The 21616-nt window shown below is 71.9% G+C and carries 8 protein-coding genes and 1 pseudogene; 2 read left to right on the forward strand and 7 right to left on the reverse strand.

Features of this window, described 5'->3' with window-relative positions; genetic code table 11:
- The 6 genes from AB0J42_RS35520 to AB0J42_RS35545 form a co-directional block, all read right to left on the reverse strand.
- The coding region (locus AB0J42_RS35520) for an amino acid adenylation domain-containing protein (RefSeq protein WP_364302508.1) at positions 1-11681 on the reverse strand (11681 nt) is incomplete at its 3' end.
- 300 nt (positions 11682-11981) lie between these two features.
- Positions 11982-13895 (reverse strand): AAA family ATPase, encoded by a 1914-nt coding sequence (locus AB0J42_RS35525; RefSeq protein WP_364302510.1) that lies wholly within the window; start codon positions 13893-13895, stop codon positions 11982-11984.
- Positions 13896-14184: 289 nt separating this feature from the next.
- Complete coding sequence (locus AB0J42_RS35530) at positions 14185-16263, reverse strand: iron ABC transporter permease (protein WP_364302512.1); 2079 nt, start codon at positions 16261-16263, stop codon at positions 14185-14187.
- The gene (locus tag AB0J42_RS35535; RefSeq protein ID WP_364302514.1) at positions 16260-17234 is read right to left on the reverse strand and encodes an iron-siderophore ABC transporter substrate-binding protein; all 975 of its coding nucleotides are present in this window, start codon (positions 17232-17234) and stop codon (positions 16260-16262) included. The genes AB0J42_RS35530 and AB0J42_RS35535 overlap by 4 nt, the downstream gene beginning before the upstream one ends.
- An 11-nt stretch (positions 17235-17245) precedes the next feature.
- Positions 17246-18064 (reverse strand): ABC transporter ATP-binding protein, encoded by an 819-nt coding sequence (locus tag AB0J42_RS35540; protein ID WP_364302516.1) that lies wholly within the window; start codon positions 18062-18064, stop codon positions 17246-17248.
- Between the two features lie 101 nt (positions 18065-18165).
- Positions 18166-18519 (reverse strand): hypothetical protein, encoded by a 354-nt coding sequence (locus AB0J42_RS35545; RefSeq protein WP_364302518.1) that lies wholly within the window; start codon positions 18517-18519, stop codon positions 18166-18168.
- 458 nt (positions 18520-18977) lie between these two features.
- On the opposite strand from AB0J42_RS35545, the gene AB0J42_RS35550 reads away from it, so the two are divergent.
- Entirely contained in the window at positions 18978-19550 is a 573-nt protein-coding gene (locus tag AB0J42_RS35550; protein ID WP_364302520.1) for a hypothetical protein, read from the forward strand.
- Positions 19551-19669: 119 nt separating this feature from the next.
- Positions 19670-20653, forward strand: coding sequence for a serine hydrolase domain-containing protein (locus AB0J42_RS35555; RefSeq protein ID WP_364302528.1), 984 nt, complete (start codon positions 19670-19672; stop codon positions 20651-20653).
- On the opposite strand, the pseudogene AB0J42_RS35560 reads toward AB0J42_RS35555, so the two are convergent.
- Positions 20648-21531, reverse strand: a pseudogene (locus AB0J42_RS35560) (IS5 family transposase). The gene AB0J42_RS35555 and the pseudogene AB0J42_RS35560 sit on opposite strands and share 6 nt — an antisense overlap.
- Between the last annotated feature and the right edge of the window lie 85 nt (positions 21532-21616).

The following is a 21616-nucleotide window of genomic DNA, read 5'->3' on the forward strand; positions in this document are numbered from 1 at the left end:
GTGGTCAGTGCGCCCCACATTTCCCAGACGGAGAAGTCGAAGGCGAAGCTGTGGAACAGGGTCCATACGTCCGCCGGTCCGGCGTCGAGTCCGGCGGCGGCGGTGGCCTGGAACAGGCGGGTGACGTTGGCGTGCGTGACCAGGGTTCCCTTGGGGCGTCCGGTCGAGCCCGAGGTGAAGATCACATAGCAGCCGTTGCCCGGAGCTGCCAGTTCCTCCGGGTCGTCGTGGCTGCCTTCCCGCGGTAGCCGGTTGAGGTCGAGTGTTTGCCAAGGTCCTTCGGGGACCAGTTCGCCGGTTCCCTCGGCTACCAGGACGAGGCGGGCGCCGACGTCGCGTAGCATGAATTCCATCCGCTCGGCGGGGAAGCCGGGCTCCAGCGGTACGTAGACGCCTGCGGCCTTCATCACCGCGAGCGTGGCGATCACGGTTTCGGCCGATCGTTCGACGCACACCGCCACGGGCACTTCGGGCCCGACCCCCAGCGTGCGCAGGTGGTGGGCCAGCGCGTTCGCCCGCGCGTTCAGCTCCCGGTAAGTCAGCCGTTCCTCGCCGCAGGTGACCGCGACCGCGTCCGGCGTCGCCTCCGCCCAGCGGGCCACCAGCTCGTGTACGAGCCCGGCCTCGAACCGGTCGGCGCCGCCCGCCCACGCTGCCAGCAGCTCGCGCTCGGCCTCGCCCAGCAGAGACACCGCGTGGTGCGGCGCCTCGGGGTCGGCGGTCATCGACTCCAACGCGCGCAGGTGGTAGTCGCGCAGAGTGACGGCGTGGTCGCCGCTGAACTCCCGGGCGTCGTACTCCAGGCCCAGGCGCAATCCGCCGGTCTCGCGGCTGATGGTGACCAGCAGCGGGAAGTGCGTCCGCCCCATGCCGGGCGTGTCCGCGCCGCCGGGCGCGTCCTCGGCGAGCCGGCCGAACTGGTGGAAGTGGTTGTAGACGAAGCTGACCTCGAAGAGCGGCCCGCCGAGAGCTCGCTGCATCGCCGACATCGGGTAGCGGCGGTGCGGCAGCAGTTCCCGCTCGGCGTCGAACACGGCCCGCGCCAAGTCCTGCCAGTTGCCTTCGGGGAGCCGGATCCGGAACGGCAGGGTGTTGAGGAACAGGCCGCGCGCGTCCGTGGCGTCGGCCTCTTCCAGGCGGCCGTCGGAGGACAACCCGGTGACGACGTCCGGGCTGCCGGTGGCCAAGCTCAGCGCCCGCAGGTGCGCGGCCAGCACCACCGTCTTGAACGGGACTCCGCAGCGTCGGGCGAAGTCTTCCAGCCGGGTCAGCAGCTCCCGGGAGATCGGCGTTGTCAGGGTGCCGTGGCCCTGGTTCTCGTCGTGCTCGTGCCGCTCGCCCTGGACGGTCTCGCCGATCCCCCGGGCCGCGGGACCGTCCCGGCGCGGCAGCCGGGAGCCGGGCCGGTCGGCGAGGCGTTCGAGCCAGAAGTCCCGGCTTTCCCCGGAGGTGAGCGCGGCGCGTTCGGCGGCGATGAAGTCGCCGTAGGTGGAGCGCAGCGGCTCCACGGCGGGCGGGTCGTCGGTGCGGTAGAGGGTGTCGATCTCGGCCAGGGTGGAGGCGAGGCTCCAGCCGTCGAGGATGGCGTGGTGCTCGGTGACCGTCCACTGGAAGGCGTCGTCGTCGAGGATGTGCACGGCCATGCGGCACAGCGGAGCGGACGACAGGTCGAAGGCGTCGCGATGCTCGCGTCGTACATGCTCCGCCAGCGCCGTCTCCTGATCGTCGGCGCCGCGCAGGTCGGTCACCGTGAGCGGGATCTCGGCGGTGGGGTGGACGAGCTGCATGGGTTCGCTGTAGCGGCTCAGGTCGAAGGAGGTACGCAGGATCGGATGCCGCTCCACGACCCACGCCAGCGCCCTCCGGAAGCGGCGCTCGTGGAATGGCCCGGACATCTTGATGCTGTGCACGTTGTGGTAGGGCCGCCGGTCGGGGTCGAGCTCCATCTCGTAGACCATGCCGACTTGGAGTTCGGCCATCGGGTAGGCGTCCGCGAGCCCGTCCGGCAGCAGCTCCCGGTCCTCGGGCGACACCAGCGAGAACGGCTCGGAAACCGGCCCCCGGCCTGTGGCCCGCCGCACCACCGCGGCCAGCCCCGCGATCGTCGGATTGCCGAACAGCTCCTGAAGGGTGAACCCGAACCCCAGCTCCCGCGCCTTCCCCAGCACCTGGACACTGCGGATCGAGTCGCCGCCCAGGTCGAAGAAGTCGTCGTGCCGCCCGACCCGGTCCACGCCCAGAACGCGGCACCAGATCCGCGCGAGTTGCTCCTCCCGGCCGGGCAGGGGAGCGACGAACTCCTGCGTCAGCTCGGGACGCCCGACCGGCGGCGCCGGCAGCGCCCGCCGGTCCACCTTGCCCCGCGGCGTCAGCGGCAGCGCGGCCAGGGAGAGGAACCACCGCGGCGCCATGAACGCCGGCAGCCGTTCCAGCAGCCACCGGCGCAGCTCGTCCGCCGGCACGTCCTCGCCCTCGGGCACGATGTGGGCCACGAGATCGGTGCGCCCGGACTCGTCGTCGTGCGCCAGGACCACGCATTCGCGGACCCGCGGGTGGGCGCGCAGCGCGGTTTCCACTTCGCCGAGCTCGACGCGGTAGCCGCGGACCTTGACCATGTGGTCGACGCGGCCGAGGAACTCCACCTGGCCGTCCGCCGACCATCTGCCCCGGTCCCCGGTGCGATAGAGGCGCGCCCCGGGCCGGGTGGGGTGGGGCCGGAACCGGTCGGCGGTCAGGACGGGGTCGTCGAGGTAGCCGCGGGCCAGGCAGGGACCCGCCACGTACAGCTCGCCGGGCGTGCCGGCCGGAACCGGCCGCCCGTTCTCGTCGAGGACCCGTACTTCTGTGTTGGCCAGCGGGACGCCCAGCGGGAGCGGCCCGGCGGGCAGCGTGTCGCGGGTGAAGGAGCCGCAGACGGAGAAGGTGGTGGTTTCCGTCGGTCCCCAGCAGTTGACCAGTTCCAAGTCCGGGCAGCAGTCGAGGATGCGGGCGGCATGGCCGGGGGAGACGGTCTCGGCGCCGGTCAGCAGGCGTCGCAGCCGGTCGAAGAGCCGGGGTTCGTGGTCGACGAGGAGGGCGAACAGCGACGCGGTGGCGTGCAGGACGGTGATGCGGTGCTCGTCCACCCAGGCGGCGATGTCGGCCGGGGTGTAGTCGACGGGTGGCGGCAGCACGAGCTGGGCGCCCGCGGCCAGCGGCGCCCAGATCTCGTACGTGGCGACGTCGAAGGAGGTGGTGGCGATCTGCAGCAGTCTGTCGTCGGCCCGGAGCGTCATGGCGGGGCCGCCGTGCAGCAGTTCGGTGACGTTGCGGTGCAGGGTCACCACGCCCTTGGGCCGGCCGGTGGAGCCGGAGGTGAAGATCACGTAGCAGGCGTGATCCGGCAGCACCTCCGTGTCCGGGTTCCGCTCCTCCTCCGACAGCTCCACGGTGTCGAGGTCGATGGTCCGCCAGGGCCCGGCGGGGATGCGGGCAGCGGTCCCCGCCGCGGTCAGCACGATCGGAGCCCGCACCTCGCCGAGCATCAGCCGCAGGCGTTCCGCCGGGAAGCCGGCGTCCAGGGGCACGTAGACTCCGCCCGCCTTGACGACGGCCAGCAGCGCGACGACCATCTCGGCTGACCGCTCGACGCACAGCCCCACGCACACCTCCGGCCCGACACCGGCCTCGCGCAGGAACCACGCCAGGCGGTTGGCGCGGGCGTTCAGCTCGGCGTAGGTCAGGGAACCGCCGGCGGCCACCACCGCCACGGCGTCCGGGGTCGCCGCGGCCCGCGCCTCCACCAGCTCGTGGACCAGGGCCCGCGGCACCTCCGCCGCCGCGCCGTGCCACGACTCCAGCAGCGCGAGCTGCTCCTCACCGAGCAGCGGCACGTCGAGGCAGGACGCGTCCGGGTCGGTCACCATCGCCTCGAACACACGCAGGTAGTAGTCCAGCAACTCGGCGACCTGGTCCTCGCCCAGCTCCCTGGAGTCGTACTCCAGCTCCAGCCGCAGCCCGTCGACGCCCGGCTCGCGGCTGACGGCCACCACCAGCGGGAAGTGGGTCCGCGACACCCCCGGCAGGTCGGCGCCGGGGTCCGTGACGGTCAGCGTCGCGTCCTCGGCGGGCCCGCCGAGCTGGCGGAAGTGGTTGTAGACGAAGTTGACCTCGAACAGCGCGCCGCCGCCCAGCTCGCGCTGGACCGCCGACAGCGGGTAGCGCCGGTGCGGCAGCAGCTCACGCTCGGCCTCGAAGACCGCCTGTACGAGGTCGCGCCAGCTTCCCTCCGGCAGCCGGAGCCGGAACGGCACCGAGTTCAGGAACAGCCCCCGTACCTCCGCGCCGTCGGCCTCCTCCAGCCGCCCGTTGGCGGTCAGTCCTGCCAGCACGTCGGGACTGCCGGTCACCAGGCTGATCACCCGCAGGTGCGCGGCCAGCACCACCGCCTTGAACGGCACCTTCCAGCGCTGCGCGAGCCCGTCCAGCCCCGCCAGCAGCTCCGGCGGCGTGACGGCCCGCAGCGCCCCGGGCCCGCCTTCCCGCCGCGAGTGGGGGCGGCGCGGCAGCCTGCTGTCCGGCCGGTCGGCGAGCTGCTCCAGCCAGAAGTCCCGGCTTTCCTCGGAGGTGAGCGCGGCGCGTTCGGCGGCGATGAAGTCGCCGTAGGTGGAGCGCAGCGGCTCCACGGCGGGCAAATCGTCGGTGCGGTAGAGGGTGTCGATCTCGGCCAGGGTGGAAGCCAGGCTCCAGCCGTCGAGGATGGCGTGGTGCTCGGTGACCGTCCACTGGAAGGAGTCGTCGTCCAGGATGTGCACGGCCATGCGGCACAGCGGCGCGATCGACAGGTCGAAGGTGTTCCGCTGCTCTTGCCTTAGATGTTCCGCGAGCGTCGCCTCTTGATCATCGGCACTGCGCAGGTCGGTCACCGTGAGCGGGATCTCGGCGGTGGGGTGGACGAGCTGCATGGGTTCGCTGTAGCGGCTCAGGTCGAAGGAGGTACGCAGGATCGGGTGTCGCTCGACGACCCGTGCCAGCGCCTTTCGGAAGCGGCGCTCGTGGAATGGCCCGGACATCTTGATGCTGTGCACGTTGTGGTACGGCCGCCGGTCGGGGTCGAGCTCCATCTCGTAGACCATGCCGACTTGGAGTTCGGCCATCGGGTAGGCGTCCGCGAGCCCTTCTGGCAGCCGTTCCCGGTCCTCGGGCGACACCAGCGAGAACGGCTCCCGCACCGCCTGCCGATCCTCGTCACCGATACGCCGCACCACACCGGCCAGCTCCGCCAGAGTCGGATGCCGGTGCTGGTCCTGGAGGCTGAAGGTCAGCCCCGCGTCGCGGGCCTGGCCGAGCACCTGGATGCTGCGGATGGAGTCGCCGCCCAGGTCGAAGAAGTCGTCGTGCCGCCCGACCCGGTCCACGCCCAGGACGCGGCACCAGATCCGCGCGAGCTGCTCCTCCAGGCCGGGCAGCGGCGGGTCGAAGTCCGCCTGGGACGGGCGCTGCGGCTGGGGCGCCGGCAACGCCGCCCGGTCGATCTTGGCTCGCGGGGTCAGCGGCAGCGCGTCCATCAGGACGAACCAGCGGGGCACCATGTAGTGCGGCAACCGCTCCAACAGCCATGCGCGCACCTCCCCGGTGGGAAGGTCCCCGTCGGTGACGAGGTAGGCGGCCAGGTCCGCGAGCGACTCCCCGGCACGGGCGACTACCGCGCACTCCCGTACCAGAGGATGCGCCCGCAGCGCGGCCTCGACCTCCCCCAGCTCGACCCGGTAGCCGCGGATCTTCACCATGTGGTCGACCCGGCCGAGGAACTCCACCCGGCCGTCCACCGACCACATGCCCCGGTCGCCGGTGCGGTACAGGCGCGCCCCGGGCCGGGTGGGGTGGGGCTGGAATCGGTCGGCGGTCATCGCCGGGTTGTTCAGATACCCGCGTGCCAGGCAGGGCCCGGCGACGTACAGCTCGCCGGGGGTGCCGATGGGAACGACGCGCCCGCCCTCGTTCAGCACCCACACCTCGGTGTTGACCAGCGGGTTGCCCAGAGGCAGCGGTCCCGAAGGCAGCGTGTCGTGCCGGTACGGCCCGCAGACGGAGAAGGTCGTGGTCTCGGTCGGCCCCCAGCAGTTGACCAGCTCCAGCCCGGGGCAGCGGGCCAGGATGTGGGCCGCGTGCCGGGGCGAGACGGTCTCGCTGCCGGTCAGGAACCGGCGCAGCCCGTCGAACAGCTGCGGCTCGTGGTCGACGAGCAGGGCGAACAGCGACGCGGTCGCGTGCAGCACGTTGATCCGATGCTCATCGACCCAGGCGGCGATGTCAGCGGGTGTGTAGTCGACGGGCGGCGGCAGCACCAGCCGGGCACCGGCGACCAGAGGCGCCCACACCTCGAAGGTGGAGTTGTCGAAGGGCAGCGGCGCCAGCTGAAGCAGCCTGTCGGTCTCGTCCAGCCGCAGGAAGCCGGCGCCGTGCAGCAGCTCGGTGACGTTGCGGTGCAGAGTCACCACGCCCTTGGGCCGCCCGGTGGAGCCGGACGTGAAGATCACGTAGCAGCCGTGGTCCGGCAGCACCCCCGCGTCCGGGTTCCGCTCCTCCTCCGGCAGCTCGACGGCGTCCAGGTCGACGACCTGCCAGGCCCCGGCGGGGATGCGCCCGGTGGTGGCGCCGGCGGTCAGGACCAGCCCGGCGCCGACCTCGCTCAGCATCAGCCGCAGCCGCTCGGCCGGGAACCCCGCGTCCAGCGGCACGTACACACCGCCCGCCTTGGCGATGGCGAGCAGGGCGACGATCATCTCGGCCGACCGCTCCACGCACAGCCCGACACAGACGTCCGGCCCGACACCGGCCTCGCGCAGGAACCACGCCAGCCGATTGGCGCGGGCGTTCACCTCGGCATAGGTGAGCGAGACGTCTCCCGCCACGACGGCCACCGCGTCCGGCGTCGCCGCCGCCCTCGCCTCCACCAGCTCGTGCGCCAGGACCGAGGGCACCTCCGCCGCCGTGTCGTTCCACGACGCCAGCAGCCCCCGCTCGGCCTCGCCCAGCAGCGGGGCGTCCTGGTGGGACGCGTCCGGCTCGGCCACCATCGCCTCGAAGACCCGCAGGTAGTAGTCCCGCATCAAGGCGACCTGGTCCTGCGTGAGCACGTCGGTGTGGTAGTCGAGGGCCAGCAGCAGCCGGGAGGAGTACGGGTTGCGGATGACGCCGACGTTGAGCGGGAAGTTCGTCGGCTCGACCCGCGAGGTGCTGAAGCTGTCGATCTTGTTGTCGACGATCCGCATCCGGTCCGCGCCGAACGCCTTGCCCAGCACGTGGAAGTGGTTGTAGACGAAGTTCACCTCGAACAGCGCGCCGCCATGCTTCCGCTGCAGCGCCGACAGCGGGTAGCGCCGGTGCGGCAGCAGCTCACGCTCGGCCTCGAAGACCGCCTGTACGAGGTCGCGCCAGCTTCCCTCGGGCAGCCGGAGCCGGAACGGCACCGTGTTGAGGAACATCCCGCGCACGTCGGTGGCGTCGGCCTCCTCCAGCCGGCCGTTGGCGGTCAGCCCCACCAGCACGTCGGAGCCGCCCGTCACCAGGCTGATCACCCGCAGGTGCGCCGCCAGCACCACGGCCTTGAACGGCACCCCCCACGCCTTGGCCAGCTCGTGGATCCCCGCGCAGACGTCGGCGGGCAGCAGCGTCTCGATCGAGCCGTACCCCTCGGCCTCGTTGTGCGCGCGCCACTCGTCCTCCATCACCTGCCCGGTGAGCTGCGCGGGCCGGTCCGCGGGCCAGCGCGGCAGCCGCGAGTCCGGCCGGTCGGCCAGCAGCTCCAGCCAGAAGCCCTCGCTGTCCGCCGACTCCAGCGCCGCGCGCTCGGCTGCGATGAAATCTCGGTACGAGGAGCGCAACGGCTCCAGGACCGGGTCCTCCCCGGCCAGCAGCCGCTGGTAGGTCGCGGACATCTCGGAGATCGTCGAGTGCAGGCTCCACCCGTCGAAGATCGCGTGATGCTCGGTGATGGTCCACTGGAAGGCGTCGTCGGTGAGCCGGTGGATGCCGAAGCGGAGCAGAAGCGGCCGGCTGTGGTCGAAGCGGTGGCCGCGCTCGGTGTCGATGTACGCGGCGATCACGGACTCCTGCGTCTCCGGGTCGCTGCCGCGCAGGTCCACGACGGTGAACGGCATCTCGGCGGTGGCGTGGACGAACTGCAGGGGCTCGCTGTAGCCGCTCAGGTCGAAGGAGGTGCGCAGGATCGGATGCCGTTCCACGACCCGGGCGACCGCGTCCCGGAACTTGGCCTCGTCGAACGGCCCGATGACGTGGAGGCTGTCCACGTTGTGGTACGGCCGGCGGTCCGGGTCGAGCTCCATCTCGTAGACCATGCCGATCTGGAGCTCCGCCATCGGGTAGGCGTCCACCAGCCCCTCGGGCAGCCGCTCCCGGTCCTGCGGCGACAGCAGCGCGAAAGGCTCCCGCACCCGCGCCAGGTCCTCGCCGCCGGAGTCACCGGTGATCGCGGCCAGGTCCGCCAGCACCGGATGCCGGAACAGGTCCTGCAGACTGAAGGTGAACCCCGCGTCGCGGGCCTGGCCGAGTACCTGGATGCTGCGGATGGAGTCGCCGCCCAGGTCGAAGAAGTTGTCGTGGCGGCCGACCCGGTCCACCTCCAGCACCCGGCCCCAGATGGCGGCCAGGGCCGCCTCCTCTCCGGGCAGGGGTGCGACGTACTCCTGCGTGAGCTCCGGCCGCTCGGTCGACGGCTCGGGCAGCGCGCGCCGGTCCACCTTCCCCTGAGCCGTCAGCGGCAGCGCGTCCAGGAACACGAACCATCGGGGCACCATGTAGCCGGGCAGCCGCTCGCCCAGCCACGCCCGCAGTTCACCGGCCGCCCCGCCGTTGCCGCCGGTCACGACGTACGCGGCGAGGTCGGTCTGGTCGTCGGCGCCGCGATGCGGCCGCACCACGGCTTCGAGGACGGCCGGGTGCGTCTGGAGGGTGGCTTCGATCTCTCCGAGTTCGATGCGGTGGCCGCGGATCTTGACTTGGGCGTCGGCGCGGCCGAGGTACTCCAACCGGCCTCCGGCGGTCCAGCGGGCGAGGTCGCCGGTGCGGTACAGACGGCTGCCGGGCCGGTCGCCGAGGTGGTCGGGGATGAAGCGTTCGGCGGTCAGCGCGGCCCGCCCGACATATCCTCGTGTGACTCCGGCTCCGGCGACGTGGATCTCACCTGCCACCCCTACGGGGCAGGGCCGGCCGTACGGGTCGAGCACGTGGACGCGCAGGTCGGGCAGGGGACGGCCGATCCGGCTCACCGCCCCGCCGAGGTCGTCCTGCGCCAGTTCGAGGTAGGTGACGTGGACGGTCGTCTCGGTGATCCCGTACATGTTGATCAGGCGGGGCGTGTGGTAGCCGTGGCGGTCAGCCCAGCGGCGCACGGACGGCTGGTGCAGGGCTTCGCCTCCGAAGATCACCGCGCGCAGGGCCAGCTCCGCCCGGGTTTGGTCGTCGGTGGTTTCGAACTGACGGAAGGCGGAGGGGGTCTGGCTGAGCACGGTCACGTGTTCGCGGTGGACGAGTTGGTAGAAGGCTTCGGTGTCACGGGTGACGGCGTGGGGGACTACGACCAGGCGGCCGCCGGTGGTCAGTGCGCCCCAGATTTCCCAGACGGAGAAGTCGAAGGCGAAGCTGTGGAACAGGGTCCATACGTCTGCTGGTCCGGCGTCGAGTCCGGCCGCGGCGGTGGCCTGGAACAGGCGGGTGACGTTGGCGTGGGTGACCAGGGTTCCCTTGGGGCGTCCGGTCGAGCCCGAGGTGAAAATCACGTAGCAGCCGTTGTCCGGGCCGGCCAGTTCCTCCGGGTCGTCGTGGCGGCCTTCCCGCGGCGACTCGTCCAGATCGAGCAGTTGCCAAGGTCCTTCGGGGACCAGCTCACCGGTCCCGCCGGCCACCAGGACGAAGTGGGCGCCGACGTCGCGCAGCATGAACTGCATCCGCTCAGCGGGGAACCCGGTGTCCAGCGGTACGTAGACGCCTGCGGCCTTCATCACCGCGAGCGTGGCGATCACGGTCTCGGCCGATCGTTCGACGCACACCGCCACGGGCACTTCGGGCCCGACCCCCAGCGTGCGCAGTTGGTGGGCCAGCGCGTTCGCGCGCCCGTTCAGCTCCCGGTAAGTCAGCCGTTCCTCGCCGCAGACGACCGCCACCGCGTCCGGTGTGGCCGCGCTCTGACGGGCCACCAGCCCGTGGATCGTTTCCGCAGGGTACGCGGCCTCCTGCCCCGCCAGCGAGGCCACCAGGGCCCGCTCCGCCGGGGGCATCACCTCCAGCCGGCTCACCGGCACGTCCGGCGCGGCGAGAGCGTGCCGCAGCAGCTCCTGCCAGTGCCCGGCCAGCACCTCGATCGTCGAGAGCTCGTACAGGTCGGTGGCGTACTCGACCTCCAGCCGCAGGCCGTCCGGGCGGCGGTGCACCGACCACGTCAGGTCGAACTTCGCGGTGTCCGTCGGCACCATGCGCCGCTCCACCGTCAGCCCGCCGCCCAGATCCGCCGCCGGCTCCTCCTCGTGGTAGGCGAAGACCACCTGGACGATCGGGTTGTGCGCGAGCGAGCGCTCGGGATGCAACTCGTTCACCGCGAGGTCGAACGGCACGCGCCCGCGGGAGAGCGCGTCCAGGACGGAGCTGCGGGTGCGCGCGACCAGCTCGCGGAAGCTCGGGTCGTCCTCCAGGCCCGTCCGCACCACGAGGAGGTCGACGAACATGCCCACCAGCTCGTCCAGCGCGGCCCGGTCACGCCCGGCCACCGGCGAGCCCAGCACGATGTCGTCCGTGCCCGCGTGCCTGGCCGCCACCGCCTGGAACGCGGCGAGCAGCACCATGTACAGGCTCACGCCGGCGCCCGCGGCGAACTCCTCCAGCTCACGCGCGGGCACTGACAGCTCGAGCCCGACGGTCCTGCCCTTGTAGCTCAGCTCGGCCGGCCGCGCGTGGTCGGCGCCCAGATCCAGCAGCGCGGGGGCCGAGCCCAGCGCCTCCCGCCAGCTCGCCAGCACCTTCTCCGTCCACGGCTCGGCCAGCCTCTCCCGCTGCCACAGCGCGTAGTCCGCGTACCGCAGCGGCGGCGGGCCGTCCTGCGGCGCGCCCTCGCGGTACGCCTCCAGGAGCTGACGCTGGAAGACGTCCAGCGACCACCCGTCGCACGCGATGTGATGCCACGTCAGGTGCAGCCAGTGCTCGTCCTCGGCCAGCCGGTAGAGGGCCGTCCGCAGCATCGGCCCGGCGGACAGGTCGAAGGGGCGCCGGGCGTCCGCGCCGATCAGCGCCCCGGCACGGGCCCGGCGCTCGGCGAGATCCAGGCCCGCGAGGTCTCCGGCGGTGAGGTCCACCAGCGGGCAGTCCGGTTCGCGCCCGCCGAGCAGGCGTTGCCGGGGCTCCCCGCCCTCCTCCTCGAAGACCGTGAACACGACGTCGTGGCGGGCGACGACCGACGTGAGGGCGGCGACCAGCCGGCCGGCGTCCAGCGGGCCCGAGAAGCACAGGGTCACGGGCACGTTGTAGGCGGGGCTGTCGCCGAGCCACCGGTCCAGGAACCACAGGCGCCGCTGAGCGTAGGAGAGCGGTCCGCGCTCGTCCGGCCGTGGCCGCGGCTCGTTCGCGGTGGCTGCCCGCCGGACCGGACGCGTGTTCTCGGAGTTGCCGTCGGATACGCGAATAGTGTCCACGAATCACGCCTTCTCGCTCGCCGAGAGCCGCGGCTGCCGCCTGCGCGCGGTAACGCGCCCCGGACGCCGTGGCTGGTACGTGGCTGTGCCGCCTCGCTGACAAATCGCCACAGAATATGGCAAAGCCAATTGCAGGGGCGTTGCACCGCCCGTGCTTCCCCGTCGTCAGGCACATCACCGGTGGTATTCCGGATAACGGAGAGGCTGAAATGGGGGTGAAATAAATAGGTCACCGCCGCGGGTGCCCGGCCCCGCTGCAATGCCCCTGCAACGCCTCCGGGCAGGATCGCCTGATCGGTGTCACGAACCTCGCAGATCGAGACCGAGCGCCGGAGTATGGCCCGGCAGCGGCTCGTCCCGGCTGAACTGCAGCTCGGAGGCCCGGCGTTCATGGATGCGCCGGGTCGGCTCGGGAGTCGTCGCGTGCAACGCCTGCCGGATGAGGTCGTTGGCGAAGGCGTACCCGCGGCCCGACACCACGAGCAGGCGAGCCACCAGCGCCCGCTCACAGTGGTACGCGACCTCGTTCGGCGTGAGATCGACCATCGCGGCCAGCACCATCGGGTCGAACACCGAGCCCAGCACCACCGCGGCCCGCAGCACCCGGTCGGTCTGCTCGCCCACCCGGCGCACCCGGCGCTGGACCGCCAGCCGCAGCGCCTCCGGCACCCCGCAGTCGCCGACGACCCGGCACCGCAACGTCTCCACCACCGACAGGGTGTGCCCGCGCGTCAGCTGGAAGACCTCCGCGGCCAGCTCGTCCTTCCCGCTGGCCGCCGCCAGCTTGGTCACGGCCGCCATCGGCAGCGCGCCCAGGTCCAGCCGTTGCGCGACGCCGTCGAGCGACTGCACAATCCCCTCGCTCGCCTCCGGGCGGACCGTGGTGAGGCAGAGCAGCCGCGCGGGCGCGGCCCGGCGGGCCAGGTAGTGCACCAGCTCGACCGTCGGCTCACCGGCGTGGTGCAGGTCGTCGAGCACCAGCAGGACAGGCACCTGGGCCGCCAGCCCGCGCAGGAACGCCGTCATGGCCTGATAGACGCGGCTCCGCCCGAGCTCCGCCGGGTCGTGCTCGTCCGGCGAGGAGCCCAGCACCCGCGCCACGTCCGGCACCAGTGCGGCCAGTACGCAGGCGTGCTCCCCGGCCGCCTCCCGCAGGGCGTTCGGCGCGAGCCGCGTGACGTGCGGCCGCAGCGCGTCGACGAAGGGCTGGAGGAACAGCGCGCGCTCGGCCTCGTAACACGCCGCGTGCAGGACGGTGCCCCCGGTCGAGGTGACGTGCCGCGCCGCCTCGGCGGCCAGCCGCGACTTCCCGATGCCGGACTCCCCGGCCACCACCAGCACATCCGGCCGCCCCGCCGCGGCCGAGGACCAGGCGTGTCCGATGCGTGCCAGCTCCACGTCGCGGCCGACGAGCATCGACGGGCCGGCCGGTGCGGGCGCGCGCAGGGGACCGGCGTCCGGCGTGGCCTTCGGCACCCGCTCGCGCAGGATCGCCAGGTGCAGCGCCCGGGTCTGCGGCGCCGGATCGGTGCCCAGCTCGTTCATCAGGGCGTCCCGCAGCCGCTCGTACAGCAGCAGCGCCCTGGCCGGTTCGTCGGCCGCCGCGTGCGCCCGCATCAGCAGCCGGTGCGCCTCCTCGTCGAACCGGTCGGCCAGCACGGCCGCCTCGGCCATCCGCCTCGCCACCGCCGGCTCCGCACTCTCCAGGGCCGCGGCCGCCGCCGCGTGGCGGGCGCGCCGGACCAGGTCGGCGGCCTCCCGCCCGGCGGCGGCCGCCCAGTGGGAGTGCGGCTCGGTTTCGAGTATCGACCCGTCGTTGAGCAGTTCGAGTGCCCGGATGGCGGCGACCTGGGCCACGTTGGGTTGGCCCGCCGCCAGGCGTCCTTCGGCCTCGGTCACCAGCGCCGCTGCCTCGTCGACGTCCACCCGGACGGCCGGTGCGGTGCCGAGCCGGTAGCCGTTGCGCCCGCCGGTGATCGCACGGTGCCCGAGAACCCGGCGCAACCTGCTCACCAGCGTCGCCACGTTGCTCGCCGGCTGTTTCGGAGCGTTCCCCTCCCAAAGAACTTCCTCGATGCGGCAGATCGGCACGACCCGCCCGCGCTCCACGGTCAGCAGTGCGAGCAGCGTGCGTGCCTTGCCGCTGATGACGCTTCCCGCGAGCTGCTCGCCGTCGCGTTCGACGGAGAACGTCCCCGCGAGCCGGATCAGCACGCTCGGCGAGGAGCTTTTCGCCGGCGCGCTGTCCTTAAGGGCGTACAGATCACGGATAGGGCTGTGGAGGGCGGCGTCTGAAGGTTTACCAACGACCATTATGGCCATTTCTGGTCGTGTCGAACCATCACCGTTTCGGCCCCCCTAACTCCTCGTGAATGGAACACTTCAACCGAATTTGTCCAGTTCTGTCTCGGTTGTCAATAATGCGGCAATCGCGAATCTCGCGGCCGGCGGATAATTCACGAGGGCGAGAGGAAGGCGTCACTCACCGCTACGGGGCCCGGCCTCAGCCCTGAGGGCGGGCCCGCCAGAGCAGATAGACGAAGTACGGGGTGCCGATCAGCGCCGTCACCAGCCCCGCCGGCACCTGCGCCGGCGCGATCACCGTACGGCCGAGCGTGTCGGCCAGGCTGACCAGGACCGCGCCGAGCAGCGCCGCCACCGGCAGCACCCGGGAGTGATGGGCGCCGACCAGGGCGCGGGCGGCGTGCGGGGCGACCAGGCCGACGAAGGCGACCACCCCGACCGCCGACACGGCCGTGGAGGTGAGCAGCACGGCGCAGGCCAGGGCGGCCAGCCGCACCGGCTCCAGCGGCACCCCCAGCACCCGCGGCGTGTCCTCGTCCAGCGCCAGCAGGTCGAGGTCGCGGCGGAGCCAGACCAGCAGCGGCACGGTGACCGCCAGCGCCAGCGCCACCGGGATCAGCTGCTCCGGTACTCGCCCGTACGTCGACCCCGAGAGCCAGGTCAGCGCCTTGGCGGTGTTCCACGGATCGGACAGCACGATGATCAGGACGGTGATCGACGTGCAGGCGAACTGCACGCCCACCCCGATCAGCACCAGCCGGTCCGAGCTGAGCCCGCCACGCCAGGACAGCCCGTAGACGACGGCGAAGGCCGCCAGCGCGCCCGCGCCCGCCGCCGCCGACATGCTCCAGATCCCGGCGAGCGGCACCAGCGTGAGCAGCGAGACCGCCCCCACCCCGGCCCCGGCCGTCACGCCCAGGACGCCGGGCTCGGCCAGCGGGTTGCGGCACACCGCCTGCACGGCCGCCCCCGCCACCGCCAGCGCGAGCCCGGCCAGCGCGGCGGCGGCGACCCGCGGCCACCGCTGGTCGAGCACGAACGTCAGCGCCCGCCCGCTCCGCCCCTGCAGCCAGTTGACCACGTCGCCGGTCAGCAGCCACCGGTCGCCGCCGAGCAGCCCGAGCACCAGCGCCCCCGCCAGCAGCGCGGCCCCGGCCGCCACCACCGCCAGGAAGGCCGCCCGCGACCGGGACGCCCCCGTGCGGGCCTGCGGCGGCCGGCGCGCCGGACCCGCGTCCCGGTAGCGGCGGGCCAGCCAGATCATCACCGCCGCGCCGAACACCGTGGTCACCACCCCGGGCGGCACCTCCACCCCGGCCTGCGCGCCCAGCGCGGCCCGGAGCGCGATGTCCGACCCCAGCACCACCAGCACGCCGACCAGTCCCGCCAGCGGCAGCGTCGCCCGGTTGCGGTGCAGGCCGGGGACCGACCGGGGGAGCAGCCGCACGATCACCGGCGCGCAGAGCCCGACGAACCCGATCGGTCCCGCGATCGTCACCGCCGACGCCGCCAGCAGCACGGCCAGCATGGTCAGCCAGAACCGCAGCCGCCGCACGTTCACCCCGAGCACCCGGGCGGTGTCGTCGCCCAGGCCGAGGATGTCCAGCCGCGGCCCGGCCAGCGCCGCCGCCCCGACCCCCACCGCGATCACCGGCCCGAGCTGCGCCACCGCGGTCAGGTCGCTCTGCACGAGGGAGCCGCTGCCCCAGGCGAACAGCCCGGTCGTCTCCTGCTCGAACAGGATCATCAGCAGGTTCGTCAGCGAGCTGAGCGCCATCGCCGTGGCGGTCCCGGCCAGGATCAGCCGCGTCGTCCCCGTACGCCCGCCCGCCGAGAGCGCCAGCACCAGGGCGGCGGCGGCCAGCCCGCCGAGCAGCGCCAGCCCGCCCGAGACCGGCACCGGCAGCGACAGCCCCAGCACGCTGCCCGCCACGACCGCGAAGTAGGCGCCCGAGCTGACGGCCAGCGTGTCCGGCGAGGCCATCGCGTTGCGCGCGATCGCCTGCAGCAGCGCGCCCGCCACGCCCAGCGCCACCCCCACGCAGGCCCCCGCCAGCAGCCGGGGCAGCCGGGAGGCCAGCAGCACCCGCGCCGCCTCGTCGCTGCCGCCGAACGGCAGCGCCAGCAGGTCGAGCGCGCCCACCTCCGAGGTGCCCTGCGTCACGTGCACCGCGGCCGTCAGCACGACCGCCGCGAGGGCCAGCAGGAAGACCCCGGCGACGCTCAGCCGCCGCAGCGGCGTCTCGGGCGGCGCCGGGGTCAGGACGTCGGTGCTCAACCGGCGAACGCCTTCACCAGCGCGTCGGCGTACTGCTGACCGGAGAGCGGGCCGCCGAACGTCCAGATGCCGTCGGGCAGCTTGGTCACCCGCTCCTTGGCCACGAACGGCAGCGACTTCCAGATGGCGTTGCCGGCCAGCCCGTCGGCGAAGACGTCGTCACCGTCGGAGGCGTTGTAGAAGAAGCGGATGTCGGGGTCCTTGAGCACGGTCAGGCCCTCGACGTCGGTGGTGCCCAGGCCCCACTGGGCGTCGACCTCGCCCTTCCAGGCGTTCTCCAGCCCCAGCCGCTCGGCGATGTCGGAGACCAGCGCGCCCTTGCCGAACAGCCGGATCGAGATCGAGCTGCCCTGCTTCCACCCGTCGGCCATCACGAACGGCTTGCCCGCGCCGCCCGCCGCCGCGATCTTCTCCTTGCCCTCGGCCAGCGCCGCGTCGAAGTCGCTCATCAGCTTGGCGGCCTCGCCGGTCTTGCCGACCGCCGCCGCGATCATCTCCAGGTCCTCGCGCATCCGCTCCAGGTTGCGGGAGGCGTCGCTGCCCTTGGTCACCAGCACCGGCACGAACTTCTCCAGCTGGGGGACGAGCGCGGAGTCACGTTCGGCCTCCATCACCACCAGGTCGGGCTGGAGCGCGCTGATGGAGTCGACGCTGGGCTCCTGCCGCGTGCCGACGTCCCGCACCGAGGAGTCCAGCTTCACGGCGGTGTCCCAGGTGGCGAAGCCCTTCACGTCGGCCGCGCCCACCGGCATCACGCCGAGGCTGACCAGCATCTCGGTCTCGCCCCACTCCAGGCTGACCACCCGGGTCGCCGGTCGGTCGAGCGTGACCTCCTTGCCGCGGCTGTCGGTCACGGTCACGGGCGCCGCCGACGGCTCGGCGCTCGCCGCCGTCTCCGGTACGGGGGCTTCGGTCGTGCCGCAGGCGGCCAGGACGACGACGGCGGCTAGAGCCGTCAGGACAGTGCGCATGGGGGTTCCCGTCATGTTGTCGCGGTGACGTTCTTGCTGTGCCGGCCGATCGGCCGGGTGGTCACGGCTCCCGTCGCGGGGTCGTGACTGACTTCGATGCGGATCCCGTACGTGTCGCTCAGCAGGTCCTCGGTGAGGACCAGCGCGGGCGGGCCGTCGGCGCGGACCCGCCCCCGATGCAGCAGTACGACGTGATCGGCGATCTCGGCGGCCTGGTTGAGGTCGTGCAGCACGACCCCGATCGCCACCCCGTGCTCGTCGGCCAGGTCGCGGACGAGCTCCAGCAGCTCCACCTGGTAGCGCAGGTCGAGGAAGGTGGTGGGCTCGTCCAGCAGCAGCACGCCGGTGTCCTGCGCCAGGCAGGTGGCCAGCCAGACCCGCTGCAGCTCGCCGCCGGACAGCTCGTCCACCGGCCGCTCGGCCATCGCCGCCACACCGGTCAGCTCCATCGCCTTGGCGACGGCGGCCGCGCCCTCGGGGTCCGCGGCCTTCCAGCGCCGCCGGTACGGGTGTCGTCCGTACCCGACGACGTCCGCCACCCGCACGCCGCCCGGGGTGGGGCGGCTCTGCGCCAGCAGCGTCACGCGGCGGGCGAAATCGCGCGCCGACAGCCCGAAAGCGTCGGCGCCGTCGCCCAGCGTCACCGCCCCGGAGTCGGGCCGGTGCAGCCTGGCCAGCGCGCGCAGCAGCGTCGACTTGCCGCTGCCGTTCGGGCCGACCAGCGCGGTCACACGGCCGGGCCGCAGGGCGAGGTGGCCGTCGTGGACCACGGCGGCGCCGTGATAACTGAGGCACAGCTCGGCGCCGCGGAGGGAGATCTCCTCGGTCATGGGGATAAGGTTAGGCTAACCTTGCCTAACCCGCTACGGGGGGTCCCGGAAACGGCGCGAGCCGCCGCGGTCACGCGGACCGCAGCGGCTCGTGGGGTGCCCTACTGGGCCTGGGTGCGGTCCGCGCAGACCGCCTTCACGGTGATCTCGATGTCGTGCTCGCTCGGGTTGGCGGCCACGACCTCCCAGGCCGTACGCCGGTCGTTCGCCCCGCTCGACAGGACGAACTCGGCGCCGTTGCCCTCGTTGAAGATGGAGTTGCGCAGGTCGTAGCCCCCGCCGATGACGACCTGCCCGCGCGGGCACGCCTGGCTGAGCCTCGTGGCGCGGGAGCCCGCCGCGACCTCGAACGGGTCGCTCTCCACCACCCGACGGTTCTTGACCGCCGGGCCCTGGGACGTCGACTCCTGCCGGGAGGTCGTCGAGCACCGCCGGCTGATCGTCTGGACGGTCACGTTGCCGTGCTTGCTGATTTCCTCCTTGGGCTCACATGGCGCGGAGGGCGCGCTGACCTGCTCAGGGCCCGCCAGCGCCGGCGATCCGACGCTCCCGAACACAACGCCGGCCGCTGATACAGCCAGAACCGCGGCGATTTTCCCCATCTTGCTCATGTGGTACTCCCGTCTGCGTTTGATCCTCTGATCAGCGTGAAAGGTAACTGTCGGCAGTCGCCGTCCGCTGAACCGACCCACGCATGGCGGATCAGTTTATGAATGCTTTAAGGACGGGAAGGCGGCTCATCCTTTAATAACCCACCAGAAAGCCTGGAAGACGGAAGTCGGGGCGATTCGGTGCGGAAATCCTGCTCGCCGAAATGCCCGGCGCTACCGCCGCTTTTCGGGAAAAAGAGTGTCACATCCTCCGGCTCGGTGCCGATAAGATCAAGACGGTCTTTCCGGAACGGGGGAGCTCCATGAAGAACACACCACTCCTGCTCGCGCTCCTCGCCCTGTCCGCCTGCGGCACACAGGGCGCGCTCAGCCAGGAGGCCATCGACCAGGCTCGCGTCCAAGGAGCCGCCCCCGACCTGATCTACGTGGTGGACCTGCCGGGCTACGAGCTGGCGGAACAGTCCGTCGGAGCGGTCAACGAAGAAGGCTTCGGCGCCTTTTACGTTTCGCCCGACGGCAAGCAGGTGCAGTTACGGGTCGACCGCGACGAGTTCAGCGACGCGCTCTGCGCCACCAGGCCCGTGACCGACGCCATGCCGGTCGACGCTCCGGTGCGGTGCTCGCGCGACGAGGTGGGCTGGTATCGGCAGGCGGCCGGGCGTCACGAATACGCCGCCGTCAGAGGCGACGCTCTCCTCCTCCTGGCCGCCAGGCTCACCGACGTGGGCAGGGAGACGCTGAAGACCGCCATAGCCGGGGCCCGCCAAGCAGCCGTCACGGGAACACCCTCGCCATGGCCCAGCCCGGTCGAGCGCGGAGACCTGCCGACCACCGGAGACGGCGCCCCCGACAACGAGGTCGGCCCGGGCGGCTGACCGGGACGCCGCCTCCGTCGCTGCGGCGCGGCTACGGCCATCCACCTGCAGAAGTCGCCACGCTGGAAACCGACACCAGCACCGACGACGCGGAGGCGGCCTGATGCCCACACCGTTCACTGCCGACGACATCACCCTCCTGCACGACGCGCTACGCCAGGCCGTCGAGAACACGCTCACACCCGGCGGCGTCATCGTCTGCGGCACCGTCCGCGGCAGACAGCACCTCATCACCGTGGGCCGGGCTCGATCAGGCGCCCGCCACCGAGCGCACCCGGTACGACATCGCCTCACTGACCAAGGTCGTGGCCACCTGGCCGCTGATCGGGCGGGCCCTGGACGACGGGCTGCTGGAACTGGACGCTCCCGTACGCGACTTTCTGCCGACCATCTTCGGGGAAGCGGCGAGCGGGCAGGCCACCATCCGGCAGCTGCTCGCGCACACGTCCGGGCTGCGTGCGGCGACCCGGCTCGACCACTACCGGGGGGCTGATGCTCCGCTGCATGAGCTGTTGTGTCGGGAACCTCTTGACGACGAGCCTGGCACGCACCGGTACATCAACCGGGGTTACATTCTGCTCGGGCTGGTGCTGCCTTACCTCTACAACGACCGGCAGCGGCTCGACCAGCTCGCCGACGACCTGTGGCGGAGTGTCGGCATGGGCTCCACCTGCTACGGGCCCGTCGCCCGTGAGGCCGGCGTCGCGCCCACCGAGCAGCGCATCAACGGGGCGCCTCGTATCTGGGGTGGCGTTCACGACGACAACGCGGCTCTGCTGGGTGGGATCGCGGGGCATGCCGGGGTGTTCTCTACTCCGACGGATCTGGCTCGGTACGGCGCGCACCTTCTCACCGCCTACAGCCGCGACCGGGATGGGCTTGGGCAGTGGCTCCACGCCAGCATGGTTCCCCAGGTCGAGATCGAGCCCGGGCTGGAGCGCGGCCTGGCGTGGGTTCTGGCGCACGGCGGTCGCGTCGCCTATCACCACGGCTGGACCGGGACCAGTCTCTATCTAGCTCCTGAACTCGGCCGATACCTGGTGATCTGCACGAACGCCGTTTACTACGGGCCCGCCCGAGGCCGCCTAGGGCCTGTTTTATAAGCAGGTCAGCCAGTCGTTGATGATGGCGATCTGAACGGTGGCTTCGTAGCGGACGGCGAGCTTGTCGTATCTGGTCGCGACGGCGCGGTGGCGTTTGAGCCGGTTGATGGCGCACTCGACGGCGTGCCGCTCGCGGTAGTCGAGCTTGCAGAACCTCGGGGGACGGCCGCCCCGGCTGCCGCGGTTCTTTCGGTGACGGACCTGATCGGCCTTCTCCGGGATCGTGCAGCTGATGCCGCGTCGCCGCAGGTAGGCACGGTTGGAGCGGGAGCCGTACGCCTTGTCGGCCCGAACCTTGTCCGGCCGCTTTCGGGGACGGCCAAGGCCGAGTCGCGGCACGCTGATCTTCTCCAGCACCGGCTGGAACTGCGGGGAGTCGCCACGCTGCCCGGCGGTGACGATCAACGACAGCACCTTCTGTCCCTGCTCGCACGCCAGGTGCATCTTGGTGGTCAGCCCTCCACGGGAGCGGCCGAGCCCATGGTCGGCGGGCTCCACACTCACCCCGCCCGGCGGTTCTACCTGCAGATCCCCCTTTTACGCGCACCAGCGGCGTGCTGATGCGCCCGAGCGATCGAGGAATCCACGCTCACGTCCCAGGTGATCAAACCTTTCGCGTCCGCCAGGGCCTGCAACTCCCGCACGATCCGCGCCCACGTGCCGTCCCGCTGCCAGCGCCGGAACAGCCCGTACACGGTCTCCCACTCGCCATAGCGAACAGGCACGTCCCGCCAGGGCGCACCCGTCCGCGTCCGCCACCGGATGCCGTCGATGAGCTGGCGTTTCGTCCACTTTGGCGGCCTACCTGGCTTCTTCCCCACCGGCAGCAACGGCTCCAGCACCGCCCACTGAGCGGCGGTCAAATCACCACGACTCACCCAAAGATCATCTCAGAAGTGGATCACCTAAATGATCACTTCTGAAACAGTCCCTAGCCCCGCTGCGAACCCTGGCGCTGAAGAC

The sequence above is a fragment of the Nonomuraea sp. NPDC049649 genome (genome assembly GCF_040675175.1).
Taxonomy (GTDB): domain Bacteria; phylum Actinomycetota; class Actinomycetes; order Streptosporangiales; family Streptosporangiaceae; genus Nonomuraea.